The sequence below is a fragment of the Xanthomonas sp. NCPPB 1068 genome, assembly GCF_041479385.2.
Taxonomy (GTDB): domain Bacteria; phylum Pseudomonadota; class Gammaproteobacteria; order Xanthomonadales; family Xanthomonadaceae; genus Xanthomonas; species Xanthomonas cannabis.
In genome coordinates, this window is the sequence record NZ_CM192986.1 from 4,470,865 (window position 1) to 4,488,145 (window position 17,281).

At 66.6% G+C, this 17,281-nt stretch carries 17 protein-coding genes; 4 read left to right on the forward strand and 13 right to left on the reverse strand.

Annotated features, from left to right (window positions below):
* The first annotated feature begins 81 nt into the window (after positions 1-81).
* Positions 82-387: an NIPSNAP family protein gene (locus ACCQ12_RS19020; RefSeq protein ID WP_039406410.1), complete on the forward strand. Its 306-nt coding sequence runs from the start codon at positions 82-84 to the stop codon at positions 385-387.
* Between the two features lie 33 nt (positions 388-420).
* On the opposite strand, the gene ACCQ12_RS19025 is transcribed toward ACCQ12_RS19020, so the two are convergent.
* From ACCQ12_RS19025 to aroE, 9 genes are all read right to left on the reverse strand, one after another.
* Positions 421-645, reverse strand: a complete 225-nt coding sequence (locus ACCQ12_RS19025) for a hypothetical protein (protein WP_047692873.1) — start codon at positions 643-645, stop codon at positions 421-423.
* A gap of 95 nt (positions 646-740) precedes the next feature.
* Complete coding sequence (locus ACCQ12_RS19030; protein ID WP_186005700.1) at positions 741-914, reverse strand: hypothetical protein; 174 nt, start codon at positions 912-914, stop codon at positions 741-743.
* Between the two features lie 621 nt (positions 915-1,535).
* Positions 1,536-2,111: an ankyrin repeat domain-containing protein gene (locus ACCQ12_RS19035; RefSeq protein ID WP_104581218.1), complete on the reverse strand. Its 576-nt coding sequence runs from the start codon at positions 2,109-2,111 to the stop codon at positions 1,536-1,538.
* Between the two features lie 59 nt (positions 2,112-2,170).
* A complete protein-coding gene (gene katB, locus ACCQ12_RS19040; protein WP_184390185.1) occupies positions 2,171-3,676 on the reverse strand; it encodes a catalase KatB in 1,506 nt (501 codons plus the stop codon).
* 587 nt (positions 3,677-4,263) lie between these two features.
* Positions 4,264-4,854, reverse strand: coding sequence for a DUF6624 domain-containing protein (locus tag ACCQ12_RS19045; protein WP_104581219.1), 591 nt, complete (start codon positions 4,852-4,854; stop codon positions 4,264-4,266).
* Positions 4,855-5,109: 255 nt separating this feature from the next.
* Positions 5,110-7,242, reverse strand: coding sequence for an ATP-dependent DNA helicase DinG (gene dinG / locus ACCQ12_RS19050; protein WP_372382461.1), 2,133 nt, complete (start codon positions 7,240-7,242; stop codon positions 5,110-5,112).
* Positions 7,243-7,440: 198 nt separating this feature from the next.
* Entirely contained in the window at positions 7,441-7,677 is a 237-nt protein-coding gene (locus ACCQ12_RS19055) for a hypothetical protein (RefSeq protein ID WP_039406336.1), read from the reverse strand.
* On the reverse strand, positions 7,674-8,027 hold the full coding sequence (locus ACCQ12_RS19060; RefSeq protein ID WP_372382462.1) for a hypothetical protein: 354 nt from the start codon (positions 8,025-8,027) through the stop codon (positions 7,674-7,676). The genes ACCQ12_RS19055 and ACCQ12_RS19060 overlap by 4 nt, the downstream gene beginning before the upstream one ends.
* A 10-nt stretch (positions 8,028-8,037) precedes the next feature.
* Entirely contained in the window at positions 8,038-8,889 is an 852-nt protein-coding gene (gene aroE, locus ACCQ12_RS19065; protein ID WP_039406341.1) for a shikimate dehydrogenase, read from the reverse strand.
* 52 nt (positions 8,890-8,941) lie between these two features.
* Here aroE and ACCQ12_RS19070 point away from each other — a divergent pair, with 52 nt between their 5' ends.
* Complete coding sequence (locus ACCQ12_RS19070; protein ID WP_372382463.1) at positions 8,942-9,823, forward strand: TolB family protein; 882 nt, start codon at positions 8,942-8,944, stop codon at positions 9,821-9,823.
* 231 nt (positions 9,824-10,054) lie between these two features.
* Here ACCQ12_RS19070 and ACCQ12_RS19075 read toward each other — a convergent pair whose 3' ends face one another.
* Positions 10,055-12,586 (reverse strand): PepSY domain-containing protein, encoded by a 2,532-nt coding sequence (locus ACCQ12_RS19075; protein WP_372382464.1) that lies wholly within the window; start codon positions 12,584-12,586, stop codon positions 10,055-10,057.
* 144 nt (positions 12,587-12,730) lie between these two features.
* On the opposite strand from ACCQ12_RS19075, the gene ACCQ12_RS19080 reads away from it, so the two are divergent.
* Entirely contained in the window at positions 12,731-12,916 is a 186-nt protein-coding gene (locus ACCQ12_RS19080) for a hypothetical protein (protein WP_372382465.1), read from the forward strand.
* A gap of 337 nt (positions 12,917-13,253) precedes the next feature.
* On the opposite strand, the gene hemB is transcribed toward ACCQ12_RS19080, so the two are convergent.
* Positions 13,254-14,249, reverse strand: coding sequence for a porphobilinogen synthase (gene hemB / locus ACCQ12_RS19085; RefSeq protein ID WP_166778441.1), 996 nt, complete (start codon positions 14,247-14,249; stop codon positions 13,254-13,256).
* A gap of 89 nt (positions 14,250-14,338) precedes the next feature.
* The gene (locus tag ACCQ12_RS19090; RefSeq protein WP_372383664.1) at positions 14,339-14,581 is read right to left on the reverse strand and encodes a hypothetical protein; all 243 of its coding nucleotides are present in this window, start codon (positions 14,579-14,581) and stop codon (positions 14,339-14,341) included.
* 250 nt (positions 14,582-14,831) lie between these two features.
* On the opposite strand from ACCQ12_RS19090, the gene ACCQ12_RS19095 reads away from it, so the two are divergent.
* Positions 14,832-15,287, forward strand: a complete 456-nt coding sequence (locus ACCQ12_RS19095; protein WP_166750739.1) for a hypothetical protein — start codon at positions 14,832-14,834, stop codon at positions 15,285-15,287.
* A 99-nt stretch (positions 15,288-15,386) separates the two neighbouring features.
* On the opposite strand, the gene ACCQ12_RS19100 is transcribed toward ACCQ12_RS19095, so the two are convergent.
* Positions 15,387-17,177, reverse strand: a complete 1,791-nt coding sequence (locus ACCQ12_RS19100; RefSeq protein ID WP_372382466.1) for a DUF885 domain-containing protein — start codon at positions 17,175-17,177, stop codon at positions 15,387-15,389.
* Positions 17,178-17,281 lie beyond the last annotated feature (104 nt).

Below are 17,281 nucleotides of genomic sequence, written 5' to 3' on the forward strand. Positions count from 1 at the left end.
TCAGCAGCTTACACGGGCGCCGATGAATCTGCGGCAGTGCGGCATGGCATGCTGACGCTCCCCGCCTGCCGGACCCGCTCCATGATCACCTGTTCGCTGCGCTACGTGATCGACCCCTATCAACTGGCCGAATTCGAGCATTACGCGCGGCTGTGGATTCCGCTGGTGACGCGCTTTGGCGGCCAGCATCACGGCTACTTTCTTCCCTCGGAAGGGGCGAACAACATCGCGCTGGCGCTGTTTTCGTTTCCCTCGCTTGCCGAGTACGAGCGTTATCGCGAGGCATCGCTGCAGGATGCAGCATGTCTGTCGGCGTTCGCCTATGCCGAGCGAACGCGTTGCATCATCAGTTACGAACGCAGCTTCTTCCGTCCGGTGCTGGCATAGGCGCGGCGCGCACTACACAGGACACAGATGGAATTACGGGTTGCGGAAACCCACACGCTCTTCGGCGCTCAGCGGCTTGCCGAGGGCGTGGTACGAGGCCGCCAGCGTGATCAGGGCCGTGCCCATCACCGCATAGAAGCTCCATGAGGTCGCCAGAACGTGGATCTGGCCAAACACCAGGGCGACGACGGCGGTGGCGGTGCACAGCACCATGGCCAACAGCGACATCAGGAAAGGGAGGGAGGGATCGATCTTCATGGCGGGGGTTCCAAGCTGCGATGGCTGAAGCATCGGCGTTCCCGGCCCGTTCTTGAACTGTTTTCTGCGCTTTTTCCAAGCGAATCCCAAGCGGGTCAGCGCGCGCTCAGTTTTATGTCAAAGCCTTGGCGCACAAGGCTTTGCGCGTCGGAAATCTCCTGACGCCGCGCCGGTTCAACCACCACATTCGCCAGAGTTCCAACGCAGGTGTGGCGGAAAACCGACAGGGACAAAATCGCGATGCTGCGCCGCACAATCGCGATGCGCACCGACCGTTCGCGTGACGCGGCATGGGACGGCCATCCTGGTAGAGCGGAGCGTGCGGTCTGCCGATGCCCTGCCAGCGCCGCTGGTGCCCACGTGCCTGCCGGGCGCTGGGACGCTGCGGGCTGCGCTGTGCGGGGGCTCGGTGAATCCGTTGGATGCAATGCACGGCTCCAGCTCGCCGCGTCTTATTTCCCGCAAACGTCTCTTCAATACGGGCCACGTTGCCGTGCGTGCGGCGACCGCAGCAGTTGCATGCGCCCTGCCGCGCACCGGATCAGAGGCATGGCGATCGCGTCATGCGGGGCGTCCGTGATGCGCTCATTGCGCAGGTAGGCCCTGCCGGGAGCAAGACGGCTTACGGCGGTCCGCGGCGCGCCTGGCCACTGACCAGGCGGTCCAAGGATGTGCCGGTCGCTTCAGGTCGGAGCGTGGCCACCCGTTCGCGGATGCGAAGTGGCGCCGTGCATCGCTGCGCAGCAGAACCCTGCTCAAGGTTGCAGGCACCTGCTGCGCCCAGCCTGAGCGCAGCGCTAGTGGATCCATGCGCGCAGTGCGGCCGACGCCCCGGCGAGCGAGCCACTGACGAGGCACGCAGCGCGTGGTGGAACGCGCGATCGCTGCGCTCAGCGCGCCGGTGCCGTGGCGAACTCGCCGCGTTGCAGCTTGGTCACATCGTTGCCCTGGCCATCCTTGAGGCTGAGGTCGGCGCCCTTGGCGGCCAGGTCCTTGAGCACGTCGGTGCGCTGGAACAGTGCTGCGTACATCGCCGCCGTCTGGCCGGCGTTGTTGCGTTGGTCCGGCGCGCAATCGGCCTGCATCAGGCGCTTGGCGATGCCCAGTTCACCCTTGAAGATCGCGCCCATCAGCGCGGTGTTGCCACGCTTGTCCTGCGCGCAGGGGTCGGCACCAGCGCTGAGCAACTGTTCCACTGCCGGGCGTTGGCCGTGGTAGGCAGCAAGGATCAGGGCGGTATAGCCCTTTTCGTCGCGGGTGTTGAGGTCGTAATGCGAGCGGATGAACTCGGCCAGCATGTCCTGCCGGCCTTCGCGCGCGGCATCGAAGAAGTACTCGCGCAGCTGCAGCTTGACCTGTTCCGGATTGGCGGCCGCCGAGGTGGACGCGGCGGCAGGCGCCGACGGCGAGGCAGCGAGGGCCGGCGCGCACACCGCGCTCAGCAGAACCAACATCAGAGTGCGCATATCGCTCTCCTGAAAACGGGGACGGCACCGCGGCGTGGCCGCGATGCCGTCGGGGTGGATCAGTCCTGCAGGCTGGAGGCCAGCTGCTTGACGCGGGCCAGGTCGCCCTTGGCAACGCGGGCGACGCCGGTGCCGTACTCGGGGTCGGCCTTGTACAGGAACGACAGGATGATGTGCTTGCTCTCGGTGTCGGTGTTGGCCAGCGACTCGCCAAAGCTCTGCACCAGGTCCGCACGGTCCTTCTTGCTGTAGGAGCGATACAACTCGCCGGCCTGCTTGAAGTTCTGTTCGCGGGTGATCTTGGCCTGCTGGGTCGTACCCGACAGCGGCAACTCGCTGTAACGCGCGGCGGTCTCCTGCGGACGCGGCTCCAGACGGCTCGGCTCGTAGTTCACGCCGCTGGTGGTCTGACCGATATTGCCCTGGCCATCCTGGTTGCCGTTGTTGACCGCCACACGCGGACGGTTGACCGGCAGGCTCAGGCCATTGGCACCGATGCGGTACAGCTGGGTGTCGGCGTAGGAAAAGATACGGCCCTGCAGCAGACGATCTTCAGACGGCTCGATACCGGGCACCAGGTTGGCCGGCGCCATCGCCACCTGCTCGGTCTCCTGGAAGAAGTTGTCGACGTTCTTGTTCAACACCATCTGGCCGACCTTCTGCTCCGGCACGTCCGGCCAGATCTTGGTGGCATCGAGAGGGTCGAAATCGAACTTGGCCAGGTCTTCCGGCTTGAGCACCTGCACGTACAGGTCCCACTTGGGGTAATCGCCCTTCTTGATCGCACCGACCAGATCGTTGGTCAGGTGGCTGTAGTCCTTGGCCTGCACCGCAGCGACCTGCTTGGGATCGAGGTTCTTGATGCCCTGCAGCGTCTTCCAGTGGAACTTGACGTAATGCACTTCGCCCTGGGCGTTGACCAGCTTGTAGGCGTGCACACCATTGCCGTCCATGAAACGGTAGCCGGCCGGCGTCCCTTCATTGGAATACAGCAGGGTCAGGGTGCGGGTGCCTTCGGGCACGTGCGAGAAGAAATCGAAGCGACGCGAATCATCGTCCAGATTGGTGCGCGGATCCGGCTTGAACGCGTGGACCATGTCGGGGAACTTGATCGCATCGCGGATGAAGAAGGTGGGGAAGTTGTTGCCCACCAGGTCCCAGTTGCCTTCGCTGGTGTAGAACTTGGTGGCGAAGCCATGCGGGTCGCGCAGCGTTTCCGGCGAATGATTGCCGTGCACCACCGAGGAGAAGCGCACGAACACCGGCGTCTTTTCGCCGGCGCTGAACACCTTGGCCTTGGTCAGGTTGGACAGATCGGCGGTGGCGGTGAACTCACCTTTGACGCCGGTACCGCGCGCATGTACCACGCGCTCGGGGATGCGCTCGCGGTCGAAGCGCTGCAGCTTCTGGATCAGCTGCACGTCCTGCAACAGGGTCGGGCCGTTGGCACCGGCGGTCTGCGAGTTCTGGTTGTCGCCAACCTTGGCGCCGTTGTCGCGGGTCAGGACGGATTGGGCGAAGACCGGCGGTGCGATCAGCGTGGGGGCTAGCAGGGCTAGCACCATGAGGGATCCAGGGCGCATGGCGTCAGCTCGTGTTGAGGGAGCTGAATCATGGCCAGCAGACCGAAGCGTGAGAAGTCATTAGTTCTGATCGCTTCGATAGGCGAACATGATGATGACTGCGTTGCGTGATACACATCGCGTTAAAGGGTGACCGTCTGTTGCAGATCGTAGCAATATCTCGCTGAGGCGCCCTAAGCAGCAGCGTCACGCCAAATCTGCTCACACGGCAACAGCAACAAAAATAGTGCAACGCAAAAGAACAGACAATCCGTGGAGCGTTGTGGTGGCACGGCGTGCAAGTGCGTCCGCGCTATCTAACATCCAGTGGATCAGAACGCACCTGGTCTCGTTCAATCATCCTGTCGGAACGCTGCCGCACAGTACCCGCTCCGGCCGTCATGCTGCATGAGCCAAGCAGATACAGCATGCACTGCGCCGACCCTTAGTCTGGCCGATAGCGGGGGTCCACGCACTCACGCAAGGGGACAGGACACAGGCTGCCGATTCCGCACGAATGCAGGCGTACTCCCACTGCGCCACCCAGCGACCATGGCAGCGTATTCGGATCAGTGCCCCCCGGTGCCGCTCTACTCGTCAGGCAGACCCGCCTCTGTCCTGCGCTGCCGCAGCTGGGCAGGATTCTCCAACTCGAACAAGCTGCCGTCGGCCTTGCGTTGCGTACCGTAGCGCTGTGGTTTGCCCGACATGACGAGGTTCCGATCTACAAACAACGCAAGGTCGGCAGTGCTGTAGGACCCACGCTCTGATGCGGCCTGCATCTTCTGCAGGAAGGCATCGCGGAACTCGCGATCAGTGGAGTGTTGCGCAACCAAAAACCCCGCATGTGCGCCGTCCTGACCGACCGAGGCAATGTCGGGAAAGCCGAATTTGTCCATCAAGGCGGACAGCGCCACCTGGTTTTCCCGTTGCGACGCGACCAGACGCATTGCCACCTCCTTCGCCGCGCCCTGATTGGCCTGCAATTGCTGCGGCGTGACTGCGCCACGAATCTGTTCGCGGATCTTCTGATCGGCGTCGGCCAGGGCTAACAGCTGTTCACGGTAGGACGCATTCATGGACTGATGCCCTGATTGCAGCGCTTTGCTGTCTGTGGCAACACCCTGCCCCGGTAGTGCCACCTGCCACAACAGCAGCAACGCCATCACCACGGTCTTCATGAGCACGCAACCCCCGATGCTGGAACGCGTTCGATAACTGCCTCACCCTGGAGCACCACGGGTCTCTCGGATAAGCGTGGAAATTCGTGATACCTACTGGTCTGACCATAAACCAGAAAGGAACAAAATTTACTCGCGATCTCCATTCCGGAACACTTGTCGTCCAAGCAAAATGAGTGCTGTAAAGCGCACTGCGTCGCATAACGATATTCCGTCATATCGACCTATCCGCAGCAGAAAACCTGATTGGCTGGATTAGCCGATCACCCGCTTGAACGGCGGCAAGGCATCGATGATGCGTTTGCCGTAGCGACGGGTAAGCAGGCGCGAGTCGAGGATGATCACGCGGCCATGGTCGTTGGAGCTACGAATCAAGCGGCCGGCAAACTGCGTGAGCGTGCGTAAGGCATGCGGGATGGCGATCAGGTTGAAGGCGTTATGGCCGCGACTTTCCAGCCATTCGCTCAAGGTGGAGGTTTGCGGGTCGGTGGGCACGGCGAACGGCACCTGGGTGATGACCACGGTGGTGCAGGCTTCGCCGGGCAGATCCAACCCTTCGCCGAACGAGTTCAAGCCGAACAGCACCGAGCCCTCGCCTACCGCGATGCGGCGCAGGTGTTCGGTGATCAGCTGCGACTTGTTGCCCTCGCCCTGCACCAGCACGCGGTTGCGTTGCGCCAGCGGCATCAGGTCGGCGACCTTTTCCATCTTCCAGCGCGAGGTGAACAACACGATGCTGCCCTTGGCGGTCCAGTCCAGTTCGCGCACCAGATACTTGGCCACTTCCTTGGGATGGCCCTCGCGGTCGTCGGGCGTGACCGGGAAATTGGGCACGATCAACTCGGCCTGATGGGGCAGGTCGAACGGCGAGGCCAGTGAGGCCATTTCGGCGTGCTCGGGCAGGCCGTTGTCGATGGCGAAGGATTGGAAATCGCCGCCGCCGGTGAGCGTGGCCGAGGTCATCACCACCGAATCCACCTCGTTCCAGATCATCGTGCGCAGCACCTGCGCGGCCGACACCGGCGAGCAATGGCAGATCAGGTCGCCGTCGCGCGAGAGGGTGATCCAGCGCGCCATCGGTGGCTGGCCTTCCTTGTCTTCGCGTCGCCAGCCGCTCCACAGGTTGTGTTGCTGCTCGGCCATCTCCAGCGCCAGGCCCAGGTTGCGCTGCAGGCGCTCGCGCGCCGCATCGTCCTGCTTGCCCTTGGCCACCGCGCTGTGCGCAGCGTGCACCCAGTTGAACAGCGCGCGGGTGTCTTCGCCGAGTTCTTCGATGGCCGGGCCCCATTGCGGCGGCAGCTTGCCGTTGGCCGCACGCCACAACGGATCGCGCTCGCCAGGCTCGGGCTTCCACAGGCGCTCGACTTCGGCGTGGAAGGCCTTGAGCAGTTTGGAAACGCGCGCCGCCACCTCGATGGCCTCGTTGGGCAGCAGGTTGCCGATCCTGTCCTTGTCCACTGCGCGGTACGCGGCGGCGATGAGGATCTGCATGCGGCCGGTGCGCTTGGCCATCTCGTCCAGCGGCAGATTGGCTGCGCCCTGGTCGATGGCCACACCGGCGATGTGATGGCCTTCGTCGAGCACCAGCAGCATGTCCGACGGTGGCGCGATCAAGGGCTGGCCGTTTTCGGCATCGCCCAGCGACAAGGAGGACAGCAGCAAGGCGTGGTTGGTGACCACGATCTGCGCTTCGCGCACGTCGGTACGCGCCTTGAGCACCGGGCACTGCGCGGCATAACTGCAACGGCGCCCCGCGCAGCCGGAGGCCGGCGTGGTGATGCGCATGCGCAGCGGCACCGAGACCTGCTCGGGCGCGTCGTCCAGGTCGCCGTTCCAGGCGCGCGCGGCATAGGCCTTGGCCAGCCGCTTTGCCAGATCGGCATCGACCGGGCTGAGCGGGCGGTCGTAGAGCGCCTGCTCGTCTTCGAACATGGCGTTCTGGTTGGTATCGCCTTCCAGCTCGGCGGCGTTGCGGGTGCACAGGTAGCGGGTGCGGCCCTTGGCCAGCGCCACGGTGGCCTCCAGCCCGGTGGCCTTGAGGAAGGCCGGGATGTCGCGTTCCACCAGCTGCGACTGCAGCGCCACGGTGCCGGTGCTGATGACCAGCTTCTTCTTGGTGGCCAGCGCGATCGGCACGCCGGCGGTGAGATAACCCAGGCTCTTGCCCACGCCGGTGGGCGCCTCGGCGATGCCGATGCCGCCGGAGGTGGCCAGCGCCCGCGAGACCAGGCCGATCATCTGGCTCTGCGCACGCCGCGTGGCAAAGCCGGGTGTATTGGCCTGCAGCTTGGCGTAAGCGTCGCGGATGCCGGCCTTGATCGGGTCGGTCAGAACACGCTGGGTGGGAACGGGCGCGGACGGCGCAGCCGGTGGGGCAACTTCAGTCATCGCGCTATTTTCGCACGGACCGGCGCAACGCCTGCGACCGGCCGGTTGGGCAGCTGAACGTGTTTGTCCGGTGCACCAGGACAGCGGCGGCGTAGCCGGGCGGCGGCTGGGTGCGGGCAACGCAGCAAAGAACCAGTGCTGCGCCGTGCGAGCGAGATCAGCGGCCGGGCAGGCGACGGCCGAAGACCACGTGTCCGGTCAGCCGCGCGCCCTGCGGCGCGGCCAGGCGTAGCGCGCCCACACGCTACCGATCAGCAAGGTCACCACACCCATCACCAGCATGCCGACGCCCACGCCGGCCGGGCCGAAGCGTTCGTATAGCAGGCCGCCGCGGTTGACGGCGGCCAGTGCCTGCGGGTGCAGCAGTGTCCAACCGCCTTGCCCTGCGCAGAGCAGGCCAATCAGCACGAGCGCCAGCGGCTTGATCGGGATCATGCGCGCGGCCCGGCTGCCGGCGGCAGTTGTTGCAGGCTGCGCGCCAGGGTCCACACCAGCACCCCGACCCCCACGCCCTGCACGGCGGTCAGCACGAAGCGGCCGATGCCCATGACCAGGCTGATCTGGCGCACGTTGCCCTGCTGCAGCAGCAGCATCGGAATTGCCTGCAGGGCGACCTCGGCCAGCACGCAGCCCAGCAGCACCCACAGCGCGGCCAGTGCAGCGCTACGCAGGCGCCCGCGCTGCGCACGCCACAGCAGCACCAGGCCCAGCAACAGCGCGATCAGCATCGGTGCGCGCGACAGCAGGCTGGTGATCAGGCTGAGCAGGATCTCGGTGACGTTCATCGCCGCCGGCTCAGTCGGCGCTGACCAGCACCGCCTCGCGCGCGCGCAGCGCGGCGTAGACCGGGTCGGTCTGCGGGCGCACGCCATGCCACAGCGAGAAACTTTCCGCGGCCTGCTCCACCAGCATGCCCAGGCCATCGATGGCGTAGCGGCATTGCGCCGCGCGCGCCCAGGCCAGGAAGGCGATGGCGGTGGGGCCATAGTTGAGGTCAACCGCCGCGGTGAGGCTGTTGACCAGGCCCAGCGGCAGCGCGAACGCGCCGGCATCACGGTCGCGGCCCGCAGCAGTGGCGTTGACGATCAACTCGAAGTCGCCCAGATCCCGCAGGTCTTCGATGTAGCGCGACACCACGCGCCCAGGTTCGCCCAGCGCATCGCACAACGCGTCGGCACGCTCGGGCGAGCGGTTCACCACCACCATTTCAGTGATGCCGGCATCCAGCAGCGCCGGAGCCACACCGCGGGCGGCGCCACCGGCGCCCAGCAGCAGGACGCGGCGACCGCGCAGATCCAGGCCATGGCGATCGGTGAGATCGCGTACCAGGCCGACGCCGTCGGTGTTGTCGCCCTGCCACTGGCCATCGTTCCGCACCAGCGTATTGACCGCTCCGGCCAGGCGCGCGCGATCGCTCAGGCTGCCGGCCAGCGCGCATGCCGCTTCCTTCAGCGGCAGGGTGACGTTGGCGCCCTTGCCGCCTTCATCGGCAAAGCGCTCCAGCGCGGCGGTGAACTCTTCCGGCGGCGCGTCGATGGCGGTGTAGTCCAGCGCGATGCCGGTCTGCTTCCCGAAGTCGGCATGGATGGCCGGCGACAGCGAATGGGCGACGGGGTGGCCGAACACGGCATAACGGGATACGGGCATGAAACGCTCTCTGGTTGACTAGACTGTGCGCAAGATGAGGCAGGAACACCGCATGCACTATCGATGGACACTGCTCGCGCTGGCGGCGAGTTTACTCTGCGTCCCGTCTGCTTCGGGGCTTGCTGAATTCGGGATCGAAGGCATGGGCGTGGTGTCCACGGCGGCCAACGAGGCGCACGCCACGCTCAGCCCGGACGGGCAGCGCATCGTCTGGGCCAGCGACCGCGCCGGTGGCGCCGGCGGCTGGGACCTGTGGCAGGCACAGCTGCGCGGTGGGCGCTGGCAGGATGCGCAAGCGCTGCCGATCAACAGCGCCCAGGACGATACCTCGCCGCTGTTCAGTGCCGATGGACGCTGGCTGCTATTTGCCTCGGCGCGGCCTGGCGGCGCCGGCGGCAGCGATCTGTACCGGGTGCCGGTGGATGCGCAAGGCAAGCTCGGTGCGGTGCAATCGCTGGGTGCCGCGATCAACAGCCGCGGCGATGAGCATGCGCCCAGCCTGTCGCTGGATGGCACGCGCCTGCTGTTTGCCAGCGATGGCGACGGCGGCGCCGGTGGCCTGGATGTATTCGTGGCGCGCTGGGATGGGCACGCATTCTCCGCGCCGGCACCGCTGGGTGACATCAATACGCCGGCCGACGAGCTGGATGCGGCCTGGCTCGGCGACGGGCGTGGGCTGGTGTGGACGCGCGGGAAGAGTGCAGGCCCCAGCCAGCTCCTGCTGGCTGTCTGCAAGGACGGGCACTACGCTCACGGTCAGCCAGTGCCGCTGTCGTTCAATGGCCCGCAGGAGCGCACCTTTGGTGCAGTGGTGGACGCCGCCAAACCGGGCGAACTCCTGGTCACCGGCAGTGCCCGCGCGCCACGCGCAGGGCAACTGGATCTGTACCGGATGAAGGCGCCGTCGGTGGACGGCGATACCAGCTGCCGCTGAGCGCGCGCCACGGTGGCGCGCGTGGAGGCTTCATCGCCGGATCAACGCACGATCTTGTGCCGGCGCCGCGCAGGGTGGCTGAAACGTAGGACCACTCCCGGCGAGGCCGCATCATCGCGGCACACGATCTCGCACCGTCGTGCTGATCGCCGCATCGCACGATGCCGTGGCCCCATCCAGCCATCGTGCGCAGCGCGCTGCCTCACGCAGGCAGTCGGCAACCACCCTGGCTCAATACACATCGCGCCGGTAACGGCCGGCGGCGGTCAGTGATTCCACGCGTGCCTCGCCGAGGAGTTCGCGCAGCGTGGCGTCCACCGCACGCGCCATGCTGTCCAGGCTGCCGCAGACATGGATCACCGCACCGCGATCGATCCAGTGCCGTAGCGCCTCGCCGTTGTCGTGCAGCCGATGCTGCACATAGTGTTTTTGCGGCTGGTCGCGCGAGAACACCTGGTCCAGCTGCTGCAGATGCCCACTGGCCTGCCAGGCCTGCAGCTCATCGGCGAACAACTGGTCGTGCGCGGCCTGCCGCTCGCCGAACAACAGCCAGTGCCCATGCACGCCGGCCAGTTCGGCCTCGCGCAACAACGCGCGCAGCCCGGCGATGCCGGTGCCGTTGCCGATCAACACCATGGGTGCCGCCTCGACGCGATGGAAGCCCGGGTTGGTGCGCAGACGTGCACGCAGCGGCGTGCCGACGGGCGCGTGGCAGATCAGCCAGCCCGAGCCCAGGCCGGGGCTGCCGTCGCTGCGCGTGGTCAGCCGGACCACCGCGCTCGCCGCGCCATCGGCCGGCACGCTGGCCAGCGAATAGTCGCGGGTGGGCAAGCAGTCGCAGGCATCCAGCCAGGCCTGTGGATCCGGATGCTGCGCTGGCGGCGTGGCGGGCGCCTGCGGCAGCACACGCTCGGCGGCGGCCTGATGGAGCGGCAGCAACTGCGCATCGACATGCACCAGCGCCTCGGGCGGCAGGCGCCATGCGGCCAGGCAGGCCCGCACCTGCGCGTCGGCATGCGCGGGCTGCACTTCGAGAATGTCGCCGGCCTGCCAGTGCGCCTCGGGCGGTGGCTGCAGGTCGATGCGCCAGATCGGCGCGCCTTCGCTACCCGAATTGAGATGGGCGCGCGCCAGCAATGTCCAAGAACTCAGGCGTGGCCGCGCCAGGGTCGCGGCAGCCACCGGTGCGCCGGCAATCTGCTCCAGCTGCGCATGCCATTGCGCCAGCGCCTGCGGATCGGCGTTGTCCATTTCCACCGTTGCAAACAGCGCGCGTGCGCCCTGCGCGTCCAGCCACTGTTCGACACGCCGCGAGAACCCGCAAAACTGCGCGTACTGGCGGTCGCCCAGTGCCAGCACCGCGTAGGCCAGCTGCGGCAAGGCGATCTGCTGGCGCAGCAGCTCACGCTCGACCACGCGTGCTGCATCCGGCGGCTCGCCATCGCCGAAGGTGCTGATCACCAGCAGAGCGTGCCGCGTGCCCTGCAGGTGCTGCGCATCCACCTGTGCCAGCGGGCGCACCTGCACGGGCAGGCCGGCGGCCTGCAGATGCCCGGCCGCCTGCCAGGCCAGCCGCTCGGCAAAGCCGCTCTGGCTGGCGAACGCAATCAACCATGGTTCGACCTGCGACGCCGGCGGGGCGCTTTGCAGCATCACCCGGGCGGCGCGCAACGCGCGCTTCTTGCCGCGCCGGTCCAGATACAGCATCCAGCCGCTGACGAAGAACACCGACATGCCCAGGCTGGCCAGCATCACCACGATGCGCCCCGGCAAGCCGAAGAAACTGCCCGAATGCAGCGCAAACATGCTGACCATCAACTGCTGCCCGCGCGGCCTTGCCGCGTAGTCCTGCCGGCGCAGCACGGCACCGCTGGCGGCATCGAGGTCCAGGGCGTTCAAGGCGCGGTCGTGATCCGCCTGATCGGGCAGAAACCGCACATTCAAGGCCTGCCCGGCACGCGCTGGAATACGCAGATCCAGCGCGGCGTGATGCGTGGCCGGGATGCCATCCAGGGTGCGTTGCACGCGCGCAAAATCCACCGTTGCCGGACGCCGGTCGCGCCGGTCGTCGCGCGCCACGGGCTCGCCGCCGAGCACAGCCGCCATGCCGTCGCGGTACCAGGGGTAGGACCAGGTCAGGCCAGTCAACGCGATGAGCAGATACACCAGCAGGCACCAGGTGCCGAACACCGCGTGCAGGCTCCACAGAAAACTGCGGCCCTGCCGGCGCCACTCCACCACCCACCAGGTGCGCAGGCTCCACCACCGGCGTGGCCAGCGCAAATAGAGCCCCGAGGCGCAGAAAAACAGCAGGATCAGCGTGCAGGCGCCAGTCACTGCCTGGCCGCGTTTGCCAGCCGCCAGATGGCGGTGCAGATCCTCGAGGAAGGCAAACGTACTGCTCAGCCGCGGCGCCGCCACCCGCGCACCGGTATACGGGTCGAAATACACACGTGCACTGCCCTTGGCGGCGAGCCGCGCATTGGAGGGCCGCTCACCGGTGGGGTCGATCAGCATCCGGGTGACCGGCGGCGGCCCGGACGTGGTCGGTGCCAGATCCAGCCGCTGCAGCAGCACATCCACCGGCAACGCACGCTCGCCTGCCGCGTGCCGCTGGGCCAGCTGCACGAGGGGCGGATTGGCCAGCCGCACGAGTTCGTTCTCGAAGGACATCGAGGCGCCGGTCAGCCCCATCACCGACAGCACCAGACCGGCCGTGATGCCGAGCAACCAGTGCAGCTGGAACAGCAGCGTTTTGATCAAGACGGCAGAAGATCAGTGACGGCCCGGCATTGTAGATGAGAATGCGTCTCGCATGCGCCGCCGCATGGGTGACTCGGCGCCACGGCGGCGCATGTGGTCCAACCGTCATCAGCCGCACGTGGGACTGCTGGATGCGCTGGATCCATGACCGTGCAGCATGCGGCGTGCGACGCGGTGATCGATCGCAGTGGCCAAATCGGCAACACAGCGCGATCCGCATGGCGTTACCGGCGTGGCAGGAAGTGTCTGCACAGCGCCTGGAGCGATCTGGAACGGGTCGTGCTGCATCTGAACACGACGCACCGAATCGCCATGCTCCAGATGCAGTGATCGCAGTGAATCTCGTGGCACCTGGATGCTGTTTGAAACGGCATTGGCCACGCCGCAGTGCATCCCGGTGCGTGCGGGTTGGACACCGCAGGGAACCGACTCGGTCGCACCGCAAGACGTTCGGGACGTGCCGCTCATCGAATCATGATGCCGTTGCGGGTCGCGTTCACTCAACCCATCTGCGCGGCCGCTCGCCGCGGATGGGTGACTGGAACCCGAGCGCTTCAGCCTCTTCCTGCGCGGGGTTTACTCCCGCACTCGGCTCCACCCACGGCTCTGTCAGTCGCGCATTCAGCGCGTGCGGCTGCGTCGCTGTGGCGCAGCCGCGCCGTGCGGGTCAGCGTGCGTCTTCGCGCAACCAACGCGCCACTTGCGGGGCGAAATAGGTCAGCACCCCATCGGCACCGGCGCGCTTGAAGGCCATCAGCGCTTCCAGCACGCACTTGCGCTCGTCCAGCCAGCCGTTGGCCGCCGCCGCCTTGAGCATGGCGTATTCGCCGCTGACCTGATACGCGAAGGTCGGCACGCGGAATTCGTCCTTCACCCGGCGCACCACATCCAGATACGGCATGCCCGGCTTGACCATCACCATGTCCGCGCCCTCTTCCAGATCCAGCGCGATCTCGCGCAAGGCTTCGTCGCCGTTGGCGGGGTCCATCTGGTAGGTGGTCTTGTCGGCCTTGCCCAGATTGCCGGCGCTGCCCACCGCATCGCGGAACGGGCCATAGAACGCCGAGGCGTACTTGGCCGAATACGCCATGATGCGCACGTTGAGATGCGCATCGGCATCGAGCGCACGGCGGATCGCACCGATGCGGCCGTCCATCATGTCCGAAGGCGAAATGATGTCCACACCGGCCTGCGCATGCGACAGCGATTGCCTGACCAGCGCCTCCACGGTGATCTCGTTGAGCACATAGCCTTTGTGATCGATGATGCCGTCCTGCCCGTGCGTGGTGTACGGGTCCAGCGCCACGTCGGTCATGACGCCCAGCTCGGGGAAGCGCGACTTGAGCGCACGTACCGCGCGCTGCGCCAGGCCGTCCGGGTTCCAGGCTTCGGCCGCGTCCAGGCTCTTGCCGGCCGGGTCGATCACCGGAAACAGATCGATCACCGGGATGCCCAGTTCCAGGGCGTTCTCTGCCTCGCGCAGCAACTCGTCCAGCGACAGCCGCTCCACGCCCGGCATCGAGGCGATCGGCGCGCGGCCCGGCAACTCATGCACGAACACAGGCCAGATCAGGTCATCGGTGGTCAGCGTGTTTTCGCGCATCAACCGACGCGAAAACGCATCGTGGCGCATGCGGCGGGGGCGATAGTGCGGATGGGCCATGACAAGGCTCCTGGAGACAGCCCACAAGTCTACGCCCGCCGCCTTGCCGCAGACGCGCTGCGACGCACTGTCGCAGCGCTGCAACGAGCTTAGATCACCCCGCCGCCCAGGCTCAGGCGGATCACCCCGACCACGATCACCAGGCCGTTGAGCAGCAGGCCGGTCTTGGCCCGCCCACGGTTGCCTGGCGAGGTGAACAACAGCGCGATCGCCGCGATGATGGCGCCGACCGCCGCGAACGGAATCAGGAACCAGTTGCCCCACCCCAGCAGCGGGATGAAGGCCAGCACCATCCACAGCAGCGCCACAATGCCCCAGAGCAGGCTGATCAGTCCCACGTGCCACCTCGTCCGTCGAAGAAAGGCGCAGCTTAACGGTGCGCCTGCCAAGACGCCGTGGGCGGGTGGTCACCCTGACCAATGGCGGCTTGGCGGCAGCCTCACATGGGCGTGGCTAGGGTGCGTCAAACTCCGGTGCACTTCGCAACCACTCGCACCACGGCCGCCCGCGCCGTGTTGTTAGCCACTCTTCAGTTCGGCCACCGGATCATCGCTGTCACTGTCGTCAACAGGGGGCTATTGCATGAACAAGCACATCGTCATCGGCGCCACGCTGGCCCTGCTGCTGGCCGGCTGCGCCAGCAGTTCCAAGGTGATGCTGGGCCAGGCCCGCGCGCCGATCGACCCCGCGCAGGTGCAGGTGTATTCCAATGCCCCGGTCGGCTCGGTGGAGATCGCCCAGCTCGAATCCACCAGCGCCGCCGGCTTCGGCACCCAGGGCCAGACCGATGCCGCCGTGGAGCGCCTCAAGCGCGAAGCGGCCAAGCTCGGCGCCAACGGCGTGGTCATCGTCGGGGTGGGCTCGGAGCGCTCCGGCGGCGGCCTGTCGGTGGGCGGCGGCAGCTACGGCGGCCGCGTCGGTGGCGGGCTGGGTATCGGCATCCCGACCACCCAGAAGCGCGCGGCTGGCATGGCGATCTGGGTGCCTGCGGGGGCGCAGCAGCGCGCTGCGCCGGAGATGCCGCCTCCAACGCGCTGAGGCGACCCGCGGAATTCGAGAGTGTTTAATGCAACGGGGCGCGATGACTGGCTGAATCCAGCTCCATCGCGCCCCAGGTTTTTTACACAGCCCTACTGCTTAGCGCCTGCGTTGCTGCGCGGGAATGAACTGCGTCTCCACCGCCTTGGCCAGTTGGTCCGGCGGCAACAAGCCCTGGTCGAGCAGGAAATTGTTGAAGGCCAGGCGGTCGAACTTCTTGCCCAGTGCCAGTTCGGTGCGCATGCGCAGTTCGAGGATGCGGGTGTAGCCGTAGAAGTAACTGCCGGCCTGGCCGGGCGCGCGGACGGTGTAGCGGTCCAGTTCCTGCCGGGTCATGGCCGGTGAGAGGCCGACGTCGTCTTCCAGCACCTGGCGCGCGCGTTCGCGGTCGATCAGGCCCAGGTTGAGCATCGGGTCGAGCATGGCGCGGGCGGCGCGCAACAGGCGAAACTGCAGGGCGATCAGCTGGCCGTCGAGCGGTTCGTACGGCACCATTTCGGCTTCGGCATACAGCGCCCAGCCTTCGACGTTGACCGAGTTGAAGGCGAACAGGCTGCGCGCCAGCGAGATGCCGCGTTCGACCATGGCGGTGAACTGCAGCTCGTGGCCGGGGCGGCCTTCGTGGGCGCTGAGCGTCCAGGCCGCCGAGCCGAAGTTGAAGTCGTCGTACTGTTCCTTCTTGGCGCCATCGGCGGTCGGGTTGCCCAGCGGCAGCACGAACTGGCCCTGCTGGCCGGTATTGCCGATCAACGGCGCCGGCAGGAAGTGCGGGGCCGGTTGCGCCGCGCTTTCGGCGGCGCTGCCCAGGCGCATCTGCATCGGGCGGTTGGGCACATCGACGATGCGCTGCTGACGGATGATCGGGTCGATCTGATCGATCACACCGCGGTAGTGGGTCTCCAGCTGGTCGTCGGCGATCTTGTTGCCCTTGAGCGCGCGGATCACCTGCACATAATCGCCGCCCTGCACGCCCTTGGCCTTGGCCACCAGCGGCGCCAGCTGGCGCATGGCCGAGCGGGTCTCCATGAACTCCAGCTGCGCGCGCTGGATCAGCTGCTGCGGGGCGATGTCGATGCCGACCTGCTTGAGCTGAAACGCGTAGAGCGGTTCGGGCAGACGGGTGTCCTTGCGCGCCTTGGGCAGCACGGTGCTGCGCGTCCAGGCGGCGTAGTCCTTGAGCTGGGTGGACATGGCCTTGAGCGCTTCGTCGGCGCCGGCGATCTTGTACTTGGCGAACAGCTCGCCGATCCCGGCGACGTAGGTGTCCACATTGGCCAGCGCCTGCTCCACTTCACGCTGGGTGGGCTGCAGCAGTGCGGTGTTGCCCAGCTTTTCCTCGTAGCGCTGGCGCGCCAACGTGGTGGTCGGCGTGCTTCCCGGCACCAGGCCGACGTAGCGCTTGAGGCGATCCAGCGCCTTGGCGCGGCGCTCGGGCACGGTCTGGTCGGACAGCAGGCCATTGAGGCCACTGAAGACCGCCTCGGGGGCGTCGCTCCAAGGCAACAGATACCGCTCGTTGAGCTCGCTGCCTTCGATGTTCTGCGCGGCCGCGCCGATCATGATCTGCAGGTCCTGGCGCACGTTGGCATCGCGCTCGGTGGCCAGCTTGGCCTGCAGCGTGGCGCGCGCCTTTTGCATCGCATCGCGATAGCGCGCAGCGTTGTCCGGGCCCAGGTCGACGACCTGATCGTCGTAGCCAGGCACGCCGAAGAAGCTGGCGTATTCGGGCTGGAACGGCGCCTGAGCGTTGAGCAGGATCTGTGCATAGCCGTTGCTGGTCTGCACCCAGGCCGGGCTGGCGGGAGCTTTAGCAGTATTTGGGCTGGTCTGCGCCTGCAGCGGCAGACAAGTGCAGAGCGCCAGGGCGACGGCAATCACGAGAGGCTTCATCGGGAAGATTCCAACAGGGCGATGCGCGACCGTACGCGGAGAGCGCGGTGTCGACAACCTGCCGAAGGTCATCGTGCCGGCCGCCACAGCCTATTGCTGTGCGG